12 protein-coding genes are annotated in these 13,073 nt (G+C 53.2%); 7 read left to right on the top strand and 5 right to left on the bottom strand.

Features of this window, described 5'->3' with window-relative positions:
* Positions 1–174, bottom strand: a 174-nt coding sequence (locus KQJ18_RS15930) for a biopolymer transporter ExbD (RefSeq protein WP_216422286.1), incomplete at its 3' end; no start/stop codon positions are given.
* A 6-nt stretch (positions 175–180) separates the two neighbouring features.
* Complete coding sequence (exbB, locus tag KQJ18_RS15925) at positions 181–915, bottom strand: tol-pal system-associated acyl-CoA thioesterase (RefSeq protein WP_061382446.1); 735 nt, start codon at positions 913–915, stop codon at positions 181–183.
* Positions 916–1,165: 250 nt separating this feature from the next.
* Between exbB and metC the strand changes: the two genes are divergently transcribed.
* Both metC and yghB read left to right on the top strand, forming a co-directional pair.
* Entirely contained in the window at positions 1,166–2,353 is a 1,188-nt protein-coding gene (metC, locus tag KQJ18_RS15920) for a cystathionine beta-lyase (protein ID WP_199951538.1), read from the top strand.
* Positions 2,354–2,484: 131 nt separating this feature from the next.
* On the top strand, positions 2,485–3,144 hold the full coding sequence (gene yghB, locus KQJ18_RS15915; RefSeq protein ID WP_003024510.1) for a DedA family general envelope maintenance protein YghB: 660 nt from the start codon (positions 2,485–2,487) through the stop codon (positions 3,142–3,144).
* Positions 3,145–3,234: 90 nt separating this feature from the next.
* Here yghB and KQJ18_RS15910 read toward each other — a convergent pair whose 3' ends face one another.
* Positions 3,235–4,134 (bottom strand): AraC family transcriptional regulator, encoded by a 900-nt coding sequence (locus tag KQJ18_RS15910; RefSeq protein ID WP_216422284.1) that lies wholly within the window; start codon positions 4,132–4,134, stop codon positions 3,235–3,237.
* Between the two features lie 193 nt (positions 4,135–4,327).
* On the opposite strand from KQJ18_RS15910, the gene yqhD reads away from it, so the two are divergent.
* From yqhD to KQJ18_RS15890, 4 genes are all read left to right on the top strand, one after another.
* Positions 4,328–5,491 (top strand): alcohol dehydrogenase, encoded by a 1,164-nt coding sequence (gene yqhD, locus KQJ18_RS15905; RefSeq protein ID WP_159121571.1) that lies wholly within the window; start codon positions 4,328–4,330, stop codon positions 5,489–5,491.
* A gap of 103 nt (positions 5,492–5,594) precedes the next feature.
* Positions 5,595–6,422 (top strand): 2,5-didehydrogluconate reductase DkgA, encoded by an 828-nt coding sequence (gene dkgA / locus KQJ18_RS15900; RefSeq protein ID WP_216422283.1) that lies wholly within the window; start codon positions 5,595–5,597, stop codon positions 6,420–6,422.
* A 188-nt stretch (positions 6,423–6,610) separates the two neighbouring features.
* Positions 6,611–8,065, top strand: coding sequence for a DASS family sodium-coupled anion symporter (locus KQJ18_RS15895; protein WP_038633882.1), 1,455 nt, complete (start codon positions 6,611–6,613; stop codon positions 8,063–8,065).
* Between the two features lie 43 nt (positions 8,066–8,108).
* Positions 8,109–8,564: an HIT family protein gene (locus KQJ18_RS15890; RefSeq protein WP_042310999.1), complete on the top strand. Its 456-nt coding sequence runs from the start codon at positions 8,109–8,111 to the stop codon at positions 8,562–8,564.
* A gap of 55 nt (positions 8,565–8,619) precedes the next feature.
* Here KQJ18_RS15890 and KQJ18_RS15885 read toward each other — a convergent pair whose 3' ends face one another.
* Entirely contained in the window at positions 8,620–10,791 is a 2,172-nt protein-coding gene (locus KQJ18_RS15885; RefSeq protein WP_003024532.1) for a YgiQ family radical SAM protein, read from the bottom strand.
* A 198-nt stretch (positions 10,792–10,989) separates the two neighbouring features.
* Between KQJ18_RS15885 and KQJ18_RS15880 the strand changes: the two genes are divergently transcribed.
* Complete coding sequence (locus tag KQJ18_RS15880) at positions 10,990–12,465, top strand: TrkH family potassium uptake protein (RefSeq protein ID WP_087856818.1); 1,476 nt, start codon at positions 10,990–10,992, stop codon at positions 12,463–12,465.
* 16 nt (positions 12,466–12,481) lie between these two features.
* Here KQJ18_RS15880 and KQJ18_RS15875 read toward each other — a convergent pair.
* On the bottom strand, positions 12,482–13,073 hold a 592-nt coding region (locus tag KQJ18_RS15875; RefSeq protein WP_216422282.1), incomplete at its 5' end, for a multicopper oxidase domain-containing protein.

Raw genomic sequence — 13,073 nt, 5'->3', positions numbered from 1 at the left:
CGGCTGCGGCGTACTGGTGGAGGCAGGGAGATTCACCTTCACATCTACTGTTGCCAGCGGCGCGGCCACCATAAAGATGATCAATAAAACCAACATAACGTCGATAAACGGCGTCACGTTGATTTCATGCATTTCACCGTTATCGTCCAGGTTTTCATTAAAGCTCATTGCCATGGAACATTACCCTACACGTAATTTCTGCGCAGCACGTACCGGATGCGCGGAGGCGCTGGCGTTCAGGTCCAGATCGCGGCTTTGCAGCAACAGCACCTGCGCCGCGACATCGCCCAGCATCGCTTTATAGCTGCCAATCTGACGTGCGAAAATATTGTAGATGACGACCGCAGGAATCGCCGCAACCAGACCAATCGCGGTCGCTAACAGCGCTTCTGCAATACCCGGCGCAACAACGGCCAGGTTGGTGGTTTGGGTTTGTGCGATCCCGATGAAGCTGTTCATGATGCCCCATACCGTACCGAATAAACCCACGAATGGCGAGATTGCCCCGATGGTGGCCAGGTATCCGTTACCGCGTCCCATATGACGACCTACTGCCGCCACACGACGCTCCAGACGGAAACCGGTGCGCTCTTTAATACCTTCGTTGTCGTCACTGCCTTCCGACAGTTCCAGCTCGTTCTGCGCTTCATAAATCAACTGTGCGCCAAGGCTTTTAGCATCGAATCCTGCGGCAATCTCGTTTGCCTGGTCTAAAGAGCGGGCATCCGCCAGCAGTTGCTGTTCACGCTTAAGACGGCGTTTCTGAGTAAAGAACTCAAGGCTCTTACTAAAGAAGATAGCCCAGGTGACCACTGACGCTAAAATCAGCCCAATCATCACGCACTTCACCACGATATCGGCGTGCTGATACATACCCCAGACGGAAAGGTCCGTCTGCATCAAATTATTACCCACTCTGTATCTCCAGGACGCAAATCACAAAATCTAAGCGTAATCATATCAAAACAACGTCGAATTGATAGTCGTTCTCATTACTATTTACATATTGCCGCACCTTTGGTTTCTTTTCCTTGCGCTTACGCAGTAAAAAAGTCACCAGAAGCATTTTGAGATTATTTTCTACTGTATGACCTTTCTGCAGGATGCGTCATCTTTGATTCATGGTAGTTTAGACATCCAGACGTATAAAAACAGGTAATACACCATGGCAGATAAACAACTTGAAACCAAACTCGTGCACGCAGGACGGAGTAAAAAGTACACGCTGGGCTCGGTAAATAGCGTGATCCAGCGCGCTTCTTCGCTGGTGTTTGACAGCGTTGAGGCAAAAAAGCAGGCCACGCGCAACCGTGCTAACGGTGCGCTTTTCTACGGACGTCGTGGAACCCTGACGCATTTTTCGCTGCAGGAAGCCATGTGCGAACTGGAAGGCGGCGTGGGCTGCGCGTTGTTCCCTTGCGGCGCGGCAGCCGTTGCCAACACCATCCTTGCCTTTGTGGAACAAGGCGATCATGTGTTGATGACCAATACCGCCTATGAACCCAGCCAGGACTTCTGCACCAAAATTCTCGGCAAACTAGGCGTCTCAACGGGCTGGTTTGATCCGCTGGTGGGTGCCGATATTGTGAAGCACATTCAGCCGAACACCAAAGTTGTCTTTCTGGAATCACCCGGCTCCGTCACCATGGAGGTACATGATGTGCCGGCAATTGTAGCCGCCGTCAGAAGCGTTGCGCCTGATGCAGTCATCATGATTGATAACACCTGGGCTGCCGGCGTGCTGTTCAAGGCGCTGGATTTCGGTATCGATATCTCGATTCAGGCGGGTACGAAATACCTGATTGGTCATTCCGACGGCATGGTCGGCACAGCGGTATCCAATGCCCGTTGCTGGGATCAACTGCGCGAAAATGCCTATCTGATGGGACAAATGCTCGACGCCGATACCGCCTATATGACCAGCCGTGGATTACGCACGCTGAGCGTACGCTTACGCCAGCATCATGAAAGCAGCTTAAAGGTCGCCGAGTGGCTGTCCAACCACCCACAGGTCGCCCGCGTTAATCACCCGGCGCTGCCCGGCAGTAAAGGCCATGAATTCTGGAAACGTGATTTTACCGGCAGCAGCGGGCTATTCTCCTTTGTATTGAATAAGAAGCTAAATAATGAAGAGTTAGCCGCGTATCTGGATCACTTCAGCCTGTTCAGCATGGCCTACTCCTGGGGCGGTTTTGAGTCACTGATTCTCGCCAACCAGCCGGAGCACATTGCGGCAATCCGTCCGCAAGGCGAGGTGGACTTCAGCGGAACGCTTATCCGTTTGCATATCGGTTTAGAGAATGTTGACGATCTGATTGCCGATTTAGCCGCAGGATTTGCCCGAATCGAGTAACATTGCCATAGATGGACATATATGCAGACACTTCTGGTGGAAAAGTCTGCAATTGTTGCGTCCGGGATCAAGGCATCCCGGACAATTCAGGAGTACAATCCACACATAAACGCTGTTCCACAGGAAAGTCCATGGTAGTTATTCAAGATATTGTCTCCGCGCTCTGGCAACACGACTTTGCCGCGCTGGCGGATCCACACGTTGTGAGCGTGGTGTACTTCGTCATGTTCGCCACACTGTTTTTAGAAAATGGCCTGCTGCCCGCCTCCTTTTTACCCGGAGACAGCCTGTTATTACTGGCTGGTGCGCTGATCGCCCAGGACGTGATGAGTTTTTTACCTACCATAGCTATTCTGACCGCCGCCGCCAGCCTGGGCTGCTGGCTCAGTTACATTCAGGGACGCTGGCTGGGCAACACACGAACGGTAAAAGGCTGGCTGGCGCAATTACCTGAAAAATATCATCAGCGCGCCACCTGCATGTTTGACCAACACGGCCTGATGGCGCTGCTGGCCGGGCGCTTCCTGGCGTTCGTACGCACCTTGCTGCCGACCATGGCGGGAATTTCAGGGTTGCCTAACCGTCGATTCCAGTTTTTTAACTGGCTGAGCGGCCTGCTGTGGGTCACCGTCGTCACCAGCTTTGGCTACGCGCTGAGCATGATCCCGTTCGTTAAACGCCATGAAGATCAGGTGATGACCTTTTTAATGATCCTACCGATTGCCCTGTTAACCGCAGGTCTGTTGGGAACCCTGTTCGTGGTGATTAAAAAAAAATACTGTAGCGCCTGAGTCGCATCCGTAGGCCGGATAATCTCCGGCATTTTGCCTTATGGCGCGCAGCTTTAAGGCCTACGGTGTACCTTTCAGACGGACAAGAAATCAACTCCCCTGCATCATCCGAATTCTGGCCGCATCTTCCCCCGGCGTCACGCCAAAGAAACGTTTGAACTCCCGGCTAAACTGCGATGCGCTCTCATAGCCGACACGCATGGCTGCCGCACTGGCCTTCATCCCGTCATGAATCATCATCATCCGCGCTTTATGCAGACGATAGCTTTTAAGATATTGCAGCGGCGACGTGCTGGTCACCGCTTTAAAATTATGATGAAACGCCGACACGCTCATGTTCGCCTCTGCCGCCAGCTGTTCTACATTGAGATTTTCGGTGTATTTGGTTTCAATCCGCTTCAGCACCCGGCTTATCAAGCTGAAATGCGTCTGACGACTGACCAGCGCAAGTAACGCGCCGCCGCGCGGCCCGGTCAGCACATGGTAGAGGATCTCGCGAATGATCTGTTTGCCGAGAATACGCGCATCCAACGGACGCTCCATCACATCCAACAGGCGCTCAGCGGCGCAGAGAATTTCGTCTGAAAGCGTCGCGGAGTTAATTCCACTGGCTGCCATGGCAGGCTGAAACAGCTCATCTTCTCCAATGTCCATCAACAGCTCCTGCAATTGCAGGATATCGACATTCAGATAAATTCCGGCCAACGGAACCTCCGGTGTCGCATACGTTTCACATTCAAAGGGTAAAGGTACGGTTAGCAGCAAGTATTCATTGGCGTCATAACGAAATATACGTTCATTGATATAACCAATTTTATGGCCCGAAAAGAGAAATATGATGCCTGGCTGATACATGACCGGTGTGCGCGCCGCTGGCTCCGTTCCGTGCAGCAGGCGGACATCTGGCAGCAATGCACTGAGTTTATTTTCATTGTTTTTCAGCTGCTTAATTTTATCTGTCAGCAGAAGGCAGATCTCTTCACGGTTCATAAAGCACCATTTCATCATCGGTTTGCGACCCTGACATAATGCGCAGATTTATCCGTTTTCTCCAGTAATCTGTAGAAATGGGCAAGACATCGGCAGAAATGAGCATTGAGAGCAGCGCGGCTGGCGACCACAATGTTCATCATCCGGCAGACACTCTCCTGCCCTCTTTTTTACCCACACAAGGGAACGAGCAATGAACAATTTTAATCTCCATACCCCAACCCGAATTCTGTTCGGTAAAGGCGCTATTGCAGAGCTGCGCGACCAAATCCCTCAGGATGCCCGCGTACTGATTACCTACGGCGGCGGCAGTGTGAAAAAAACCGGTGTCCTGGCACAGGTTCAGGATGCACTGAAAGGCCTGGACGTGCTGGAGTTTGGCGGTATTGAGCCAAACCCGTCTTATGAAACGCTAATGAATGCGGTAAAGCTCGTGCGTGATGAAAAAGTAACGTTCCTGCTGGCAGTGGGCGGCGGTTCGGTACTGGACGGCACCAAATTCATCGCGGCAGCAGCACAGTACGCTGACGGCATCGACCCATGGCGTATTCTGGAAACTCACGGCAACGACGTAAAAAGCGCCATCCCGATGGGCTCCGTATTAACCCTGCCCGCCACCGGTTCTGAATCTAACTCCGGCGCGGTCATCTCGCGGAAAACCACCGGCGACAAACTGGCCTTTATGACCCCGTTTGTACAACCGGTATTTGCCGTTCTGGATCCGGTTTACACCTATACCCTGCCGCCACGTCAGGTTGCGAACGGCGTTGTAGATGCCTTCGTGCATACCGTTGAGCAGTATGTAACTTATCCGGTCGACGGGAAAATTCAGGATCGCTTTGCCGAAGGCATTCTGCTTACGCTGATCGAAGAAGGTCCGAAAGCCTTGCTGGAGCCGGAAAACTACAACGTGCGTGCGAACGTGATGTGGGCGGCAACCCAGGCGCTGAACGGCCTGATTGGCGCAGGCGTACCGCAGGACTGGGCAACCCATATGCTGGGCCACGAACTGACCGCGATGCATGGTCTGGATCATGCGCAAACGCTGGCCATCGTTCTGCCTGCGCTGTGGAATGAAAAACGCGATAACAAGCGTGCCAAACTGCTGCAATACGCAGAGCGTATCTGGAATATCACCGAAGGTTCCGAAGACCAGCGTATCGATGCCGCCATTGCCGCTACCCGTGCTTTCTTCGAACAAATGGGCGTACCAACTCGCTTGTCTGACTACGGTCTGGACGGTAGCTCCATCCCGGCGCTGCTGGAAAAACTGCAAGCGCACGGCGGTACGAAACTGGGTGAACATCAGGACATTACGCTCGACGTCAGCCGTCGGATTTACGAAGCTGCCCGCTAAGGTTTTTTAACCTCCGCCTTTCGTTTTTGGGTATTTATACCAGACTTAAGTCACACCTAACTCACCGGAGCTTGCTCCGGTGACTGTAATCCAGGGGGGAATTATGACCGGTCCAACCATTATCAAGCTACAGGATGGTAACGTCATGCCGCAACTGGGCCTGGGGGTCTGGAAGGCAAGCAACGAAGAAGTCATTACCGCTATCCATAAAGCACTGGAAGTGGGTTATCGTTCGATTGATACCGCCGCCGCATACAAAAACGAAGAAGGTGTCGGCAAAGCGATACGTAATGCCGGCGTGCCGCGGGAAGAGTTATTCATCACCACCAAGCTGTGGAATGATGATCAGAAACGCGCCCGGCAAGCCTTACTCGAAAGCATGGAGAAACTCCAGCTCGATTACCTCGATCTTTACCTGATGCACTGGCCTGTTCCGGCGATCGATCACTACGTTGAAGCGTGGGAAAACATGATCGATCTGCAAAAAGAAGGGCTGATTAAGAGCATCGGCGTGTGCAACTTTCAGATCAATCATCTCCAGCGCCTGATCGATGAAACTGGCGTTCATCCCGTGATCAACCAGATAGAACTGCACCCACTTATGCAGCAGCGCCAGCTTCATGCCTGGAACGCCACGCATAAGATCCAGACCGAATCCTGGAGTCCATTGGCGCAGGGCGGGAAAGACGTCTTCGACCAAAAGATCATCCGTGACCTCGCAGAGAAATATGGTAAATCACCAGCGCAGATTGTCATCCGCTGGCATCTGGATAACGGTCTGGTGGTTATTCCGAAATCGGTGACGCCTGCCCGTATCGCTGAAAACTTTAACGTCTGGGACTTCCGCCTGGATAAAGAAGAATTAGGCGAAATCGCGAAACTCGATCAGGGCAGACGGCTGGGACCAGACCCGGACCAGTTCGGCGGTTAATCTCTTCTCTCCGGCCCGACACTCCCGTCGGGCCTTGCTGGCAATGAAATATCAGGAAACAATTAACATACATATATTGATGTATTTCTTGCAGTCGCTGGAGCAGCATTGCGCAACATAACCTGTTAATTATTCAATAAATATATTCATCTAATGAATATATTTACCACACCTATAGGTGCGTAATCGTGGCTGATAAAAAAAGTAATGGCGTCAAATGGCTCCCATTAATTCTTATAGTACTCATTTCTGCCGGTCTCTGGCAGCTTACTCCCCCTACTGGGTTAAGTGCGCCAGCCTGGCATTCGGCAATTATCTTCGTTGCCACCATCGCCTCTATTGTGGCGAAAGTCTTACCCATCGGCGCGGTCGGCATTATTGGTATTACGGTGTTCGCACTCGCCTATGCTGCCGGGGATAAAACCGCCAGCGGCGCCATCACCACGGCACTCAGCGAACTGAACAGCTCACTTATCTGGCTTATCGTCGTGGCCTTTATGATTGCCCGTGGGTTTATCAAAACCGGCCTCGGACGACGCATTGCATTGCAGATGATCCGCCTGCTCGGCAAGCGCACGCTGGGACTCGCCTACGGTCTGGCTTTTGCCGATCTGATCCTCTCTCCCGCTATGCCGAGTAATACGGCGCGCTGCGGCGGCGTCATCTATCCGATTGCCGACTCTCTGGCGCGTAGTTTCCATTCGAACCCGGAAGATGAGTCCCGCAGTAAAATCGGCACCTTTCTTATCACCTGTATTGGCAACGTCAACGACGTGACGGCAGCACTGTTTATGACCGGCTATACCGGCAACCTGCTGGCAGTAAAACTGGCGGCCAACGCCGGGGTTACGCTGACCTGGGGCGGCTGGTTTATGGCGGCGCTGCTACCTTGTCTGGTCTCTTTGCTGCTCGTTCCGCTACTGGTCTACTGGCTGGTGCGCCCGGAAATCAAACACACGCCGGATGCCCCTAACCTGGCGCGCAAAGAGCTGGCGGAAATGGGCCGCATGTCACGCGGTGAATGGCTGATGCTGGCAACCGTCGGCGTACTGCTGGTGCTGTGGATTTTTGGCGATACGCTGGGCGTTGACGCCACCACCGCCTCGTTTGTAGGGCTGTCGATTTTATTGCTGAGCGGCGTGCTGAGCTGGGAGGACGTCAAAAGTGAGAAAGGGGCATGGGATACGCTGATTTGGTTTGCCGCATTACTGATGATGGCGAATCAGTTGAAAAAACTGGGCTTCACCACCTGGTTTGGCAATCTGATTGGCGATAGCCTGAGCAGTACTATGCACGGGACCAGTTGGGTGATCGTCCTGCTACTGCTGAACGCCGCCTATTTCTATACCCACTACTTTTTTGCCAGCGGAAATGCGCAGATTGCCGCGCTGTATGCCGTTTTCCTCGGCGTCGGGCTGCATCTGAATATTCCCGCGGCCCCCACGGCGCTAATGCTGGCCTTCACCAGCAGTTTGTACTGCTCGCTCACCCAGTACACTCATGCTCGCGGTCCAATTCTGTTTGGCGCAGGGTACGTTCCAACGGGCGTCTGGTGGCGCACAGGATTTATCATCAGCCTGTTTAACCAGGCGGTCTTTATTACCGTGGGTCTGATGTGGTGGAAGGTGTTGGGTCTGTACTAAACTGACTGCGTTCTGAGGAATACCTTACCTGCGGAGAAAAGGAATGACCTGTATTTTCTGTCAAATTGTTGAAGGCAAAGCGCCCTGCCATAAGGTATGGGAAGACGAGCACCACCTGGCTTTTCTGTCGATTTTCCCGAACACCGACGGTTTTACCGTGGTGATCCCGAAAAAGCATTACCCGAGCTATGCCTTCGATATGCCGCCGCAGGCGTTAGCGGACCTGATGCTGGCGACCCAAAAAGTGGCTAAGAAACTGGATAAGGCTTTCCCGGATGTTAGTCGTACGGGAATGTTCTTCGAAGGTTTCGGCGTAGACCATGTGCACAGTAAATTAAGTCCCATGCACGGTACTGGCGATTTAACCCACTGGAAACCGATTGAATCGCGGCAGAACAAATTTTTCGAGCAGTATGAAGGATATCTGTCGTCACACGATCATGAACGGGCTGATGACGAAAAACTGGCCGCATTAGCGGCCAGAATTCGTGAGGCATAAATACTGATCTCTTCTGCCCGATAGCGGTGCAAGCACCTTATCCGGGCAAGACAGATTAACGTCCCGCCACTTTCCCGCGTTTTTTGTTCGCGGCAGGCGTCTGACGCTGGTGCGCCACTGGCGTGTGTTTGGTCAGCGCCGGACGAGTATGACGGTTCTGCCGACGCGCTTCGCGCATCTCTTCCAGCGTAGGCGCCGGAACCAGACATTCGCGACGCCCGCCGATCAGATGCTTTTTACCCATATCTTCCAGCGCCTGGCGGATTAACGGCCAGTTGGCCGGATCGTGGTAGCGCAACAGGGCTTTATGCAGACGACGCTGCTTATCACCTTTCGGCACCACCACGTCTTCACTCTTATAACCAATTTTACCCAACGGGTTTTTCCCGGTGTAATACATGGTTGTGGAGTTCGCCAACGGCGATGGATAGAAGTTCTGCACCTGATCCAGACGGAAACGACGTTGTTTCAGCCACAGCGCCAGATTCACCATATCCTCATCACGCGTACCCGGGTGCGCGGAGATAAAATACGGGATCAGGTACTGCTCTTTACCGGCCTGTTTAGAGTAGGTATCGAACAATTCCTTGAAGCGATCGTAGCTGCCCATCCCCGGCTTCATCATCTTCGACAGCGGGCCTTCTTCAGTATGCTCTGGCGCAATCTTCAGATAGCCGCCCACGTGATGGGTAGCCAGTTCTTTGATGTAGCGTGGGTCTTCCACCGCGATGTCATAGCGCACACCGGATGCGATAAGGATCTTTTTAATGCCTTTGAGATCACGCGCCCGGCGATAGAGGTTAATTGTCGGCTCATGATTGGTATCCATGTGCGGACAAATATCCGGATAGACGCATGACAGACGACGGCAGGTTTGCTCCGCACGCGGTGACTTACAGCGCAGCATATACATGTTCGCCGTTGGGCCGCCGAGATCGGAAATCACGCCGGTAAAGCCCGGGACAGTGTCGCGAATGGCTTCGATTTCATTGATGATCGAATCTTCAGAGCGACTCTGGATGATACGGCCTTCGTGCTCTGTTATCGAACAGAACGAGCAGCCGCCAAAGCAGCCACGCATAATGTTGATCGAGAAACGGATCATCTCATAGGCCGGAATACGGCTGTCGCCATACGCCGGATGCGGTACACGCTTGTACGGTAACGCAAAGACGCTGTCCATCTCTTCGGTAGACAGCGGAATAGCTGGCGGGTTGATCCAGATGTAGCGATCGCCATGCTTTTGCATCAGCGCACGCGCGCAGCCTGGGTTAGTTTCGTGGTGCAGGATACGCGACGCATGCGCATACAGCACTTTATCGCCCTTCACTTTTTCGAAGGACGGTAGCAGCACGTAGGTTTTTTCCCACGGTTTCGGACGCGGCGGCTGCACGGTGACCGCTTTCGCTTCCTGCTTTTTCGGTGCGACAGGTTTGTTATCAGCACACGGCAGATCTTCACCGTAAGGATGCGGGATCGGGTCAATCTTGCCTGGCGTGTCGAGACGCGTAGAATCCACCCCACTCCAGCCCGGCAACGCTTCTTTAACCATAATAGCGGTGTTACGCACATCGCGGATCTGATCGATAGTTTCCCCCATCGCCAGACGATGCGCCACTTCCACCAGCGGACGTTCGCCGTTGCCGAACATCAGCATATCGGCTTTCGAATCCACCAAAACGGAGCGGCGAACGGTATCAGACCAGTAATCGTAGTGCGCGGTGCGGCGCAGGCTGGCCTCAATGCCGCCAAGAATAACCGGCACATCTTTCCATGCTTCTTTACAGCGCTGGGTATAGACCAGCGTGGCGCGGTCCGGACGTTTACCCGCCACGTTGTCCGGCGTGTAGGCATCATCATGGCGCAGTCGGCGATCGGCGGTATAACGGTTGATCATCGAGTCCATGTTGCCAGCGGTCACACCAAAGAACAGGTTCGGTTTACCCAAACGCATAAAATCGTCTTTGTTGTTCCACTCCGGCTGGGCGATAATTCCGACGCGAAAGCCCTGAGCTTCCAGCATACGGCCACAAATCGCCATACCAAAGCTTGGGTGGTCGACGTAGGCATCGCCGGTCACCAGAATGATGTCGCAGCTATCCCAGCCAAGTTGGTCCATTTCGTCACGTGACATCGGCAAAAACGGTGCCGGGCCAAAACAGGCAGCCCAGTACTGCGGCCAGGAGAAAAGGTCTCTGTCCGGTTGGATCAGGGATATTGCGCTCATAGGGCTTCCAAAAATGGTAAAAAAATAATCAAAGGCCGGGGATTATACGCTGTATGTCGGCAAGAAATGAAGTGGAGTCTGAACCAGACCAGTAGAAAGTTGTATAAATTGTTAAATTTTACGACAGCCATTTTTATCAATCATAATTAACACCATGCCGGCCAGCTGAGATCACTCTTTTCGGCGGGGGATTTTTCATTGCGACTCAACGATTCACTGCATATTTCCCAGTTACGGGTTGTTGTTCACCTGTGCGGATTTCTGGTTCTTCTCTACAGCTTCTCCATGCTGCCGCCGATGACCATCGCTCTGTTAAATAAAGAGCGGAGCTTTTTCGCATTTTTCAGCACATTTATGACTTTCTTTACCCTCGGCGGCGGGGCGTGGCTGGCAACCAAACATGCGGGAATTCAACTGAGAACCCGAGATGGATTCGTCATTATCGTTTTGTTCTGGCTACTGTTTTCGTTAATTAGCGCAATGCCGATGTGGATGGACGATGGCTTAAATCTCTCCTTTGCCGATGCCCTGTTCGAAGGGGTTTCCGGGATTACCACCACAGGCGCAACGGTGATTGACGACGTCAGCGCCTTGCCGAAATCGTATCTTTACTATCGTGCTCAGCTCAATTTTATTGGCGGCCTGGGCGTTATTGTCCTCGCCGTGGCGGTATTACCGCTGCTGGGTATTGGCGGCATGAAACTGTATCAGTCTGAAATGCCTGGCCCCTTCAAAGAAGAACGCCTCACGCCAAGGCTTGCCGATACCGCACGTACGCTGTGGTTGACCTACGTCATTCTGGGTCTTATTTGTACTCTGGCCTACTGGGCTGCCGGGATGTCGTTTTTCGACGCCTTATGCCACGGGCTGTCGACGGTCTCTCTTGGCGGATTTTCCACTCGCAGCGAGAGCATCGGCTTTTATAACAGCCACGCTATAGAACTCGTCGCCGGACTGTTCTCACTGTTATCCGCGTTTAACTTCACCCTCTGGTACGTTGCTATTGTAAAACGTACCTTCAAGCCCTTTCGTCGTAATGCCGAGCTGCGTTTCTTTCTGCTAATTGCGCTGGTGGTCACGCTGATCGCCACCTGGCAGGTCTGGCGGGCAGGTATGTACGGGCTAACGGACAGCCTGGTGCATGCCTTTTTTCTGGCCAGCTCCATGCTGACGGATAATGGCCTGTCAACGGCGGATTACGCGCAGTGGCCCTCGCACACGATCTTCATGCTGCTTAGCGCCAGCTTCTTCGGCGGTTGTGTGGGATCGACGTGCGGGGGAATTAAAGTGCTGCGCTTTTTGATTATGTTCAAGCAGTGCCGCCAGGAATTACACCAGCTCGCGCATCCTCGCGCCCTGCTGAACATCAAAGTGGGTAACAGCGTGGTAAGCGACAGGGTGGTGCGTTCGGTATGGAGCTTTTTCTTTCTCTACGTTTTGTTCACCAGCTTTTTTATCTGGGCGCTCAATCTGATGGGCTACGATCTCTTCTCCTCTTTCGCCACCGTCGCCGCCTGCATCAACAATATGGGGCTGGGATTTGGCGTTACCGCCACGACGTTTGGCACGTTAAATGAGGAGGCAAAGCTGCTGATGTGCGCGGCCATGATCATGGGGCGTCTGGAGATTTACCCCATACTGATCCTGTTTTCGCGCATGTTCTGGCGGGCGTAACGCAAACCCCGGCGCGTTACGGCGCCGGGTTCACCAGGATCTGACCGATCGAGCCACGATCCGCCATTTCCAGCGTCTGGCTGTTAAAGTAGAACGGGAAATGCGCCCAGGAAGGCTGACCGTAATAAACCAGTAGCTCGACCTGACCATCTACCCAAACGGTATCTTTCCAGCCTCTGTCTTCCGGGAACGGCATCGCGCCGTTCACATTACGGATCAGGAACGAGACGCCCTCAATATGGAAAGACTGCGGCATATCCGCCCGCACCGTCCAGCGCTCCCAGGTACCCTGCTGCGCGGTAATATCCATGCGGTTGACGTCCCACAACTGACCGTTGATCCCCGGATCGTCATCCAGGCTGATATCACGGCTGCGAATCGGCGAACCGCTGAGGATCTCGGTTGGCAGCAGGCGCATTGGCAGGCTGTCAGTCACCAACGGCAAGAGGCCGGTTGGTCGCAGAGTCAGCACCAGCGTGGAGATAAGAATACTTGATGGTTCAAAGAATCCCCGGATCCTGTCGACAATGCTGGCCGCCTCGCCACAGGTAATAGAGACCTCATTACCGTTAGTCATATCCACCAGGATCTGTCTCTTATACACATCT

Source organism: Citrobacter sp. S55_ASV_140 (genome assembly GCF_018919505.1).
Lineage (GTDB): Bacteria > Pseudomonadota > Gammaproteobacteria > Enterobacterales > Enterobacteriaceae > Citrobacter > Citrobacter werkmanii.
Note: the sequence above shows the minus strand (reverse complement) of the source record. Positions and strands in the feature narration are given on the sequence as shown.

Coding starts and splice junctions, on each gene's coding strand:
- metC (WP_199951538.1), top strand. CDS start 1,166: ATGGCAGATAAACAACTTGAAACCAAACTCGTGCACGCAGGACGGAGT.
- yghB (WP_003024510.1), top strand. CDS start 2,485: ATGGTAGTTATTCAAGATATTGTCTCCGCGCTCTGGCAACACGACTTT.
- KQJ18_RS15910 (WP_216422284.1), bottom strand. CDS start 4,134: ATGAACCGTGAAGAGATCTGCCTTCTGCTGACAGATAAAATTAAGCAG.
- yqhD (WP_159121571.1), top strand. CDS start 4,328: ATGAACAATTTTAATCTCCATACCCCAACCCGAATTCTGTTCGGTAAA.
- dkgA (WP_216422283.1), top strand. CDS start 5,595: ATGACCGGTCCAACCATTATCAAGCTACAGGATGGTAACGTCATGCCG.
- KQJ18_RS15890 (WP_042310999.1), top strand. CDS start 8,109: ATGACCTGTATTTTCTGTCAAATTGTTGAAGGCAAAGCGCCCTGCCAT.
- KQJ18_RS15885 (WP_003024532.1), bottom strand. CDS start 10,791: ATGAGCGCAATATCCCTGATCCAACCGGACAGAGACCTTTTCTCCTGG.